This window comes from Streptococcus suis (assembly GCF_046032115.1).
Lineage (GTDB): Bacteria > Bacillota > Bacilli > Lactobacillales > Streptococcaceae > Streptococcus > Streptococcus suis_AJ.
Genome location: NZ_JARQOZ010000056.1, coordinates 1 through 8,794, shown reverse-complemented (window position 1 = coordinate 8,794; position 8,794 = coordinate 1). Strand labels below are relative to the sequence as shown.

Here is an 8,794-nt window from a genome sequence, read left to right as displayed (position 1 = left end):
CTTACCGTGGCGATTTTTCTTTTTGTGAGTTTGAAAAGCTATGATGGGTAGGGCATAACCAACTACGGGAATGATTCTAGGCTGATTTTTCTGTCTTCTTATTACGTTCTGTGCTATAATGTTCTTGATTGAAATTTTACAGGAGAGAAACATGACTAAACCAATTCGTGTGCGTTACGCACCAAGTCCAACGGGACTTTTGCATATCGGAAATGCTCGTACAGCATTGTTCAACTATCTTTTTGCCCGTCATCACGGCGGTACTTTCCTTATTCGTATCGAAGACACAGACCGCAAACGCCATGTGGAAGATGGCGAGCGTTCTCAGCTTGAAAACCTGCGTTGGTTGGGTATTGACTGGGATGAGAGTCCAGAAACTCATGAGCAATACCGTCAATCAGAGCGTTTGGATATTTATCAAAAGTACGTTGACCAACTTATGGCAGAAGGTAAGGCCTACAAGTCTTACGTGACAGAAGAAGAGTTGGCGGCGGAGCGTGAGCGTCAGGAAGCTGCGGGCGAAACACCTCGCTATATCAACGAATACCTTGGTATGTCTGAAGATGAAAAAGCAGCCTACATTGCAGAACGTGAGGCGGCTGGCATTGTCCCAACGGTTCGCTTGGCTGTCAACGAAGCTGGTATTTACAAGTGGAATGACATGGTTAAGGGCGAAATCGAGTTCGAAGGTGGCAACATCGGTGGTGACTGGGTTATCCAGAAACGTGACGGCTATCCAACCTACAACTTTGCCGTGGTGGTGGACGATCATCTCATGGAAATCTCGCACGTTATCCGTGGGGACGACCACATTGCCAATACACCAAAGCAGCTCATGGTCTATGAAGCACTTGGTTGGGAAGCGCCAGAATTTGGTCACATGACTTTGATTATCAACTCTGAGACTGGTAAAAAACTATCCAAACGTGATACAAACACCCTTCAGTTTATCGAAGATTACCGTCGTAAAGGGTACATGCCTGAAGCTGTTTTCAACTTTATCGGTCTATTGGGTTGGAACCCTGGTGGTGAAGAGGAAATCTTCTCCCGTGAGCAATTTATCCAACTCTTCGATGAAAATCGTCTCAGCAAGTCACCAGCAGCATTTGACCAGAAGAAAATGGACTGGATGAGCAATGAGTACATCAAAAATGCTGATTTAGAAACTATCTTCAATCTTGCCAAACCATTCTTGGAAGAGGCAGGTCGCTTGACAGACAAGGCAGAAAAATTGGTGGAACTTTACAAGCCACAAATGTCATCTGCGGATGAAATCGTTCCGCTGACAGACCTTTTCTTCTCTGATTTCCCAGAATTGACTGATGAAGAAAAAGAAGTCATGGCTGGCGAAACGGTACCGACTGTCCTCAATGCCCTCAAGGAAAAATTGGAAGCTATGACGGACGAAGATTTCCAACCAGATAACATCTTCCCACAAATCAAAGCTGTTCAAAAAGAAACAGGCATCAAGGGCAAAAACCTCTTCATGCCAATCCGTATCGCCGTTTCAGGCGAAATGCACGGACCAGAGTTGCCAAATACCATCTACCTGCTCGGCCGTGAAAAATCTATCCAGCATATTGATAATATGTTGAAGAGTTTGTAAGAACAATAAACCCCGCTGTCCTGTGACGGCGGGGATTTTGTTATATGAGTGGATTAATATCGTATTCTTGATCAATCAGAATATAGTTGAGGTTATATTTCTCACAGTTTTCTAAATAATAAGCGTTATCTTGCAGGAGCAGTTCCTCAGTCGCCCAAGAGTCATCTATTCTCTTTTCGGTGATGTTGGCAAAGGCTTTGATGGTTGAAAAATGCTCCTTGATATAGTTTTCTGAGAAAATCAGACAAGTATAGCGAATGTGGGAGAGATATTCAGCTTCTAAATCCTTCTGCCAATCGAATGGAATGTAGCAGCCTTCAACCACGAGGTTTTGTTGATTTTCAATAGCTGTTTTGATGATTTCGACAACAATGGGCCATAAGTAGTCTGTCAACTCCTTGTCATCTTCGACTGTCAGTTTGGTTTGACCACTACGTATTAAGCCCATTTTCAGATGGTCAATAGAAAGATAGTTGATGTGTTGTTTTTCCAATATGGTTTGAGCGGCGGTTGTTTTACCAGTGTGACTGGCACCAGTTAGCAATAAAATCATTGGCTTTCCTCTAGTTTGTTATTAATCTGCTGGAGTAGGTTTTCTAGATTTTCCTTCTGTTCTTGGAGCAGGAGGATTTGTTTTTCACGGTCGGCAATTTCGTCCAGTATAACCTGCTTGTTTTCTTCTAGTTGTTCGCGGCTGCCACATTTGGTGTCGTGAAGTTCTTTGATACGGATAATAGCTTTCACAGATAGACCTAACTGGCGAAGTCCTAGTATATTTTCTAGGTTGTTGATTTCTTTTTCATTCCAGTGGTAATTGCCGTTAATCAGTTGAGGCTGTAGCAATCCTTGTTCGGTGTAGAAGCGAAGCGTATCACGTTTGATACCAAATTGTTGCATAACTTGTCCTGTTTTCATAATCTCCTCTTGACAGTGCCTTACCCCCTCATGATACATTGATGGGGAAAGGAGTTCTATATGCTTATTGTTATAGTCTGTTAGTTTACTTTTAGGACTAGGCAACGAGCCGCAGGCATAACTGGAGTTAGGCAAGGTGAGTTAACGACGTAATAAAAGATAAACTAAATGACGATAAATGCTTGATTGTGCTTTATTTGGGCTTGTTGCCTCTATCTGCTTGGGTATATCGCAAGCAACTTCCTGGCTGGTTACTGGTTTTATATGTCTGCCCAGTCTTGCTTAGTTTGTTGGGCTGGCAGACAGTTTGGGGATTTATTTTCGGTTTATTTTTGGCTTGCGGTGTGCGTGTCTTAGGTGGTCGCATTCTTTTTGGGAGAAACCATCTCAGTCACTTTTTATCTCATGTTGTACTGAGTTTCATTCTCGCTCTTACCCTGTTCTTGTTCTAAAAATAAGCTCTCCACATAGTCTTTCTGCCTTGGGATAACCAGTTCTGTTTCTAGGAAATCTTTCAGTTTTTCTTGTGGGACCCAGATGTAGTGGCTGGTTTCGTTGGCTTGGAGTTGGATGGCAGATTTGTCCCAGTCGGTTTCTGCCCAGTAGCAGTGGAAGATACACTGGTCATCATGGGCGACAAAGTGTGTATGGTGGCGGAGTTGGGGGGCTGTCAGCTCAATGCCAGTTTCCTCGCGGACCTCGCGTAAAATGGCCTGCTCAGCTATTTCCCCAAATAAAGCCGAGCCTCCTGCTGTCGCTTCGTAATAGTCAGGGTAGGAGGGCTTGGCGCTGTCGCGTTTCATGAAGAGGGTGCTGCCGTCGCGGTGGCGGATGATGCACTCGACGACTAGGTGGTATAGGCCATCGGGAATGGCTTCTCCGCGTGTGAGGGTATGGTCGGTCAAGTGACCGTCGGCTGTGTAGGCGTTCCAGATTTCCATATTTTACTCCTTTTTTAGATTGGTTATTCATTATAGCAAATCTGGAAGTGTTAGACAAGCATCTTGCGGATGTTTGCGCATTGGAATGATTGGGGAATTATTGAGCTAAAAGCTGACCTCGGTCAGTTTTTTCTTTTATTCCTTTTCAAATCAATATTGAAAATATACAAAAAAAATTCAATTTTTTGTATATTTATGTTGCAAAAAGTATAAATATACACTATAATAGTCACTAAGTTTTATAAAAATAAAAAGAAATGAGATTGCTTATGACAAAAGAAAAATTGATTTTAGCCTATTCTGGTGGACTTGATACTTCAGTTGCGATTGCTTGGTTGAAAAAAGACTATGATGTGATTGCGGTTTGTATGGATGTAGGTGAGGGGAAAGATCTTGACTTCATTCATGATAAAGCACTGTCCATTGGTGCCATTGAGTCCCATGTATTGGATGTAAAAGAAGAATTCGCCCAAGAATATGTCCTACCAGCCCTGCAAGCTCATGCCTATTATGAGCAAAAATATCCGCTGGTATCAGCTCTCAGTCGGCCCTTGATTTCCAAAAAGTTGGTGGAAATGGCTCATAAGACAGGAGCAACCACTATCGCCCACGGCTGTACTGGTAAGGGAAATGACCAGGTGCGGTTTGAGGTAGCCATTGCAGCCCTGGACCCAACTTTGAAAGTTGTAGCCCCTGTTCGGGAATGGAAATGGGCGCGTGAAGAAGAAATCATCTTCGCCAAGGAAAATGGTGTACCAGTCCCAGCAGATTTGGATAGCCCTTATTCCGTTGACCAAAATCTTTGGGGCCGTGCCAATGAGTGCGGAGTTTTAGAAAATCCATGGAATGAAGCGCCAGAAGATGCTTTTGGTATTACAACTGCACCAGAAAATGCACCAGATACTCCTGAGTATGTCGATATTGAGTTTCAGGCGGGCGTACCCGTTGCTGTAAATGGTGAAGAGTTAAGTCTTGCTAATCTCATCCAAAAACTCAATGTCATTGCTGGTAAGCATGGTGTAGGCCGGATTGACCATGTGGAAAATCGTCTAGTTGGGATCAAGTCACGGGAAATTTACGAGTGTCCAGGAGCTATTACCCTCTTGACAGCTCACAAGGAAATTGAAGATTTGACCTTGGTGCGCGAAGTATCGCATTTCAAACCGATTGTTTCAAATGAACTCTCTAACTTGATTTACAATGGCTTGTGGTTCAATCCAGCAACCCAGGCCTTGAAAGCTTATTTGCAAGCAACTCAATCAGTCGTGAATGGTACAGCAAAAGTGAAATTGTATAAGGGAACAGCTAAAGTTGTCGCTCGGAAATCGCCAAATTCCCTTTATGATGAAGACTTAGCAACCTATACCAGTGCAGATACCTTTGATCAAGATGCAGCAGTTGGTTTCATCAAGCTTTGGGGCTTGCCAACCAAGGTCAATGCGGAAATTCATAAAAAAGACTAGAAAGTAGGAATGTATGGAAGCAAAGAAATTATGGGGTGGTCGCTTTGAAGCCAGTCTTGAGGAATGGGTAGAAGAATTCGGAGCTTCCATCCGATTTGATCAAAAACTGGCCAAGTATGATATTCAGGGTTCTTTAGCCCATGTCAAGATGCTCGGAGCCACAGGGATTATCAATCAAGAAGAAGCTCAGGCTATTCAAACTGGTCTGGAAGAATTGTTAGCAGGCTATGAGGCTGGCAAGTTAGTGTTTGATGTTCGTAACGAAGACATTCACATGAATATCGAAAGTCTATTGACGGATAAAATAGGCTCAGTTGCAGGTAAACTCCACACAGCTCGTTCTCGTAACGATCAAGTAGCAACGGATATGCACCTTTATCTGAAGGATACACTCTTTCAAGTTGTAGACAAATTAGCCAACCTACGTCAGATTTTAGTAGACCTTGCACAGGAGCATGTGGAAACCATCATGCCCGGCTATACCCACTTGCAACATGCCCAGCCTATTAGTTTTGCTCAGCACTTGTTAGCCTATTACAACATGTTCAGCCGAGACAGTGAGCGCTTTGCATTCAACATGCAGCATACAGATGTATCCCCACTTGGTGCGGCGGCCTTGGCAGGGACAACCTTTCCGATTGACCGTCAGATGACGTCTGATTTGATGGGATTTGCTAAGCCCTATAGTAATTCTCTTGATGCCGTTTCTGACCGTGATTTTATACTGGAATTCCTCTCCAATGCCAGCATTCTCATGATGCACATGTCGCGTTTGTGTGAAGAAATCATTAACTGGTGTTCACATGAATACCAATTTGTCACCCTATCCGATACCTTTTCAACAGGTTCTTCCATCATGCCTCAGAAGAAAAATCCAGATATGGCTGAGCTGATTCGGGGGAAAACTGGTAGAGTTTATGGGAACTTAGTTGGCCTACTGACAGTCATGAAATCCCTGCCTTTAACCTATAACAAGGACTTGCAAGAGGACAAGGAAGGCATGTTTGATAGTGCGGAAACGATTTTAGTATCTATCGATATTTTGGCAGGGATGTTGCAATCTATGACAGTCCATAAGGAAAGGATGGCTCAATCGACAGAGAAGGACTTTTCAAATGCGACAGAGTTGGCAGATTATCTGGCCAGCAAGGGCTTACCCTTCCGCCAGGCGCATGAGATTGTAGGTAAATTGGTATTAGAATGCAGCAAGGCAGGCTATTATTTACAAGATGTTCCTTTGGAACGTTATCAAGAGTTGTCGCCTGTCATTGGACCGGATATTTATACAGCTCTAGAATCGGAAACAGCCGTTTCACGCAGAAATTCGCTAGGTGGAACTGGATTTGAATCCATTCGTCAGCAAATTCAGCAAGCAAAAGCACAAATAATCGCTTCGAAAGGCCTCTAAACGGTATGTTTATTGGTTTTTTTGAATTTTATGGTATAATAGAAGTAATTTTGAAAGATGGAGTGGCAGTTTGAAAAAAAGCTATCGTGTCAAGCGTGAACGAGATTTTAATGACATTTTTACAAAAGGAAACAATGTAGCTAACCGAAAGTTTGTTGTCTATCATTTAGCTGGGGAACAGAAGCATTTTCGAGTAGGGCTATCTGTCAGCAAAAAATTGGGAAACGCTGTCACGAGGACACGTATTAAGCGCAGACTTCGACATGTTTTAATAGAGTGTCAACAACATTTGGTTAGTGCAGACTTCGTTATTATTGCTCGTAAAGGTGTGGAAGAGTTGAACTACCAAGAAATCAAACAAAACCTCATCCATGTTTTGAAACTAGCTAAACTATACCAGGAAGGTGTTGAGATTGAAAAAGAAAGTTAAGTGGGCTGGTCTCAGTACTGCAGCTTTACTTGTACTAACCGCATGCGGTACAGGACCAGTGACTAGCCAGTCTACAGATGCTTGGGACAGATTGATTTATTGGTTTGCCAGCGTTATTCAATTTTTATCAATTAATGGTCAGATTGGAATCGGAATTATTCTCTTTACGATTTTAATTCGAACCCTTCTGTTGCCGTTGTTCCAAATACAGATGAATTCCTCACGGAAGATGCAGGAGCTTCAACCTCAGCTGAAAAAGTTGCAAGCGGAGTATCCAGGAACGGATATGGAAAGTCGCCAGCAGCTCTATGAAGCAACGCAAGCTCTCTACAAAGAGAATGGCGTCAGCATGAGAGCGTCCATGATTCCGCTCTTTATTCAAATGCCAATCCTTTTGGCCCTCTTTCAAGCTCTGACACGTGTTGAAGCCTTGAAAGTAGGTCACTTCCTTTGGTTAAATCTTGGGGAGCCGGATCCGCTCTTTATTTTGCCGATTATGGCTGCAGTGTTTACATTCCTCAGCTCATGGTTGACCAATAAATCAGCAATTGAGAAGAATATGGCTATGACAATTATGACCTATGCCATGCCCGTGGTGATTTTTTTCTTTGCTGTGGCAGCTGCTAGTGGGGTGGCTTTGTATTGGACAGTGTCAAATGCCTATCAGGTTGCTCAAACCTTGGTGTTCAATAATCCGTTTAAAATAATAGCAGAGCGTCAAGCGAAAATTGATGCGGAAAAAGAGCGTCAGGCAAAAATCCGACGGGCACAGAAAAAAGCACAGAAAAAGAAATAGGAAAACTAGGAGAGAGAAGATGAAATTTACAGGAGCAAGTGTTGAAGAGGCCATCCAGAATGGCTTGGTAGAGCTAAATATTCCTCGAAAAAAAGCACATATTACTGTGGTTGCGCGTGAGAAAAAAGGTTTCCTTGGTTTCGGTAGAAAGCCAGCGATTGTGGATATTGATGTCATCAATGAAACAACGGTTGTTAAGGCTAATCAGAAAGCAGTTCGTGGCGTTCCAAGTGAAATTAATGACCTCAATGAACCAGTAAAAAGCGTTTCAGAGGCTACGATTGACCTAGGAAAAGTTGTTGCAGCGGTGAAAGAATTTGAAAAGTCTGGTCAAACGCTTGATGATGAAATTAAAGCCCAGATCTTGAAAAATGAAAAAGAAGCGACAACGATTTTGGAAGAAACAGGTCGGATTGAAATTCTTTCAGAGGATTTACTAACTACTACAGATGCAACAACATCTGCTAAGGAAGACGTAAATCAAGAAGTCGTCTCAGAAAATCAAGCAGATAATTTTGCTGATTTAGATATTAAGATTGAGCCTCAGTATGATATTGAACAAGTTGTTTCAGAAGTGACAGCTTATGTACAAGAAATTCTGGATGATATGGATGTTGAGGCGCGTATTGATACAAGTCATAATCGCCGTACAATCAATATTCAAGTGGATACCAATGAACCAGGTCGTGTTATCGGTTATCACGGAAAAGTCTTGAAAGCCTTGCAACTTTTGGCTCAGAACTTCTTATACAACCGTTATGAGCGTAACTTCTATATTACAATCAATGTGAATGATTATGTAGAACACCGCGCAGAGGTTCTTCAAGGCTACGCACAAAAATTGGCAGAACGTGTTTTGGCAGAGCAGGAAGCCTACCATACAGATCCGATGTCAAGTAGCGAACGTAAAATTATCCACCGCATTATCTCTAAAATGGATGGTTTGACAAGCTATTCAGAAGGTAGCGAACCAAACCGCTATGTCGTAGTGGATATTGAAGGAAATCGTGATTAAAAAGAGGCTGAGCCTCAATACCATTAAGTTAAGGACCCTACTCCAATATTTATTGGATAGGGTCTTTTTTCAATAAAGTGATAGGCTAAAGTCAAAAAGGAGTTTTCCCAAGGTCCAGTCTATTCAAACAATTTTAGAATCTTGTATAGTTGTTTAGTTTTTATTTGATGTATGATAAAATAGACTTATGACTTACGGAATTGATTTTAGAAAACGCGTT

9 protein-coding genes are annotated in these 8,794 nt (G+C 42.4%); 6 read left to right on the top strand and 3 right to left on the bottom strand.

The window, feature by feature from the left end; translation table 11 throughout:
• Window positions 1–151 precede the first annotated feature (151 nt).
• Window positions 152–1,606 carry a glutamate--tRNA ligase gene (gene gltX / locus P7J36_RS11155; RefSeq protein ID WP_408552150.1) on the top strand — a complete coding sequence of 485 codons (1,455 nt, stop codon included), beginning with the start codon at window positions 152–154 and terminating at the stop codon, window positions 1,604–1,606.
• 40 nt (window positions 1,607–1,646) lie between these two features.
• On the opposite strand, the gene P7J36_RS11150 is transcribed toward gltX, so the two are convergent.
• The 3 genes from P7J36_RS11150 to P7J36_RS11140 form a co-directional block, all read right to left on the bottom strand.
• Entirely contained in the window at window positions 1,647–2,159 is a 513-nt protein-coding gene (locus P7J36_RS11150; RefSeq protein ID WP_171988971.1) for a P-loop nucleotide/nucleoside kinase family protein, read from the bottom strand.
• On the bottom strand, window positions 2,156–2,521 hold the full coding sequence (locus P7J36_RS11145; protein WP_408552151.1) for a MerR family transcriptional regulator: 366 nt from the start codon (window positions 2,519–2,521) through the stop codon (window positions 2,156–2,158). Before P7J36_RS11145 ends, P7J36_RS11150 begins: the two co-directional genes overlap by 4 nt.
• Before the next feature lie 398 nt (window positions 2,522–2,919).
• Window positions 2,920–3,462 carry an NUDIX hydrolase gene (locus P7J36_RS11140; protein WP_398581510.1) on the bottom strand — a complete coding sequence of 181 codons (543 nt, stop codon included), beginning with the start codon at window positions 3,460–3,462 and terminating at the stop codon, window positions 2,920–2,922.
• Between the two features lie 269 nt (window positions 3,463–3,731).
• Between P7J36_RS11140 and P7J36_RS11135 the strand changes: the two genes are divergently transcribed.
• The 5 genes from P7J36_RS11135 to jag all read left to right on the top strand — a co-directional run bounded on the left by P7J36_RS11135 (window position 3,732) and on the right by jag (window position 8,574).
• A complete protein-coding gene (locus P7J36_RS11135) occupies window positions 3,732–4,925 on the top strand; it encodes an argininosuccinate synthase (RefSeq protein ID WP_024377972.1) in 1,194 nt (397 codons plus the stop codon).
• A 13-nt stretch (window positions 4,926–4,938) separates the two neighbouring features.
• A complete protein-coding gene (gene argH / locus P7J36_RS11130; protein WP_024377971.1) occupies window positions 4,939–6,333 on the top strand; it encodes an argininosuccinate lyase in 1,395 nt (464 codons plus the stop codon).
• Between the two features lie 70 nt (window positions 6,334–6,403).
• A complete protein-coding gene (gene rnpA / locus P7J36_RS11125) occupies window positions 6,404–6,763 on the top strand; it encodes a ribonuclease P protein component (protein ID WP_024377970.1) in 360 nt (119 codons plus the stop codon).
• Entirely contained in the window at window positions 6,747–7,559 is an 813-nt protein-coding gene (locus P7J36_RS11120) for a YidC/Oxa1 family membrane protein insertase (protein ID WP_249548075.1), read from the top strand. Before rnpA ends, P7J36_RS11120 begins: the two co-directional genes overlap by 17 nt.
• A 19-nt stretch (window positions 7,560–7,578) precedes the next feature.
• The gene (gene jag, locus P7J36_RS11115) at window positions 7,579–8,574 is read left to right on the top strand and encodes an RNA-binding cell elongation regulator Jag/EloR (protein WP_408552153.1); all 996 of its coding nucleotides are present in this window, start codon (window positions 7,579–7,581) and stop codon (window positions 8,572–8,574) included.
• The last annotated feature ends 220 nt before the right edge of the window (window positions 8,575–8,794 follow it).

What these genes read in the sequence shown, in the direction of transcription:
- gltX (WP_408552150.1), top strand. Translation starts at nt 152, where the DNA reads ATGACTAAACCAATTCGTGTGCGTTACGCACCAAGTCCAACGGGACTT.
- P7J36_RS11150 (WP_171988971.1), bottom strand. Translation starts at nt 2,159, where the DNA reads ATGATTTTATTGCTAACTGGTGCCAGTCACACTGGTAAAACAACCGCC.
- P7J36_RS11145 (WP_408552151.1), bottom strand. Translation starts at nt 2,521, where the DNA reads ATGAAAACAGGACAAGTTATGCAACAATTTGGTATCAAACGTGATACG.
- P7J36_RS11140 (WP_398581510.1), bottom strand. Translation starts at nt 3,462, where the DNA reads ATGGAAATCTGGAACGCCTACACAGCCGACGGTCACTTGACCGACCAT.
- P7J36_RS11135 (WP_024377972.1), top strand. Translation starts at nt 3,732, where the DNA reads ATGACAAAAGAAAAATTGATTTTAGCCTATTCTGGTGGACTTGATACT.
- argH (WP_024377971.1), top strand. Translation starts at nt 4,939, where the DNA reads ATGGAAGCAAAGAAATTATGGGGTGGTCGCTTTGAAGCCAGTCTTGAG.
- jag (WP_408552153.1), top strand. Translation starts at nt 7,579, where the DNA reads ATGAAATTTACAGGAGCAAGTGTTGAAGAGGCCATCCAGAATGGCTTG.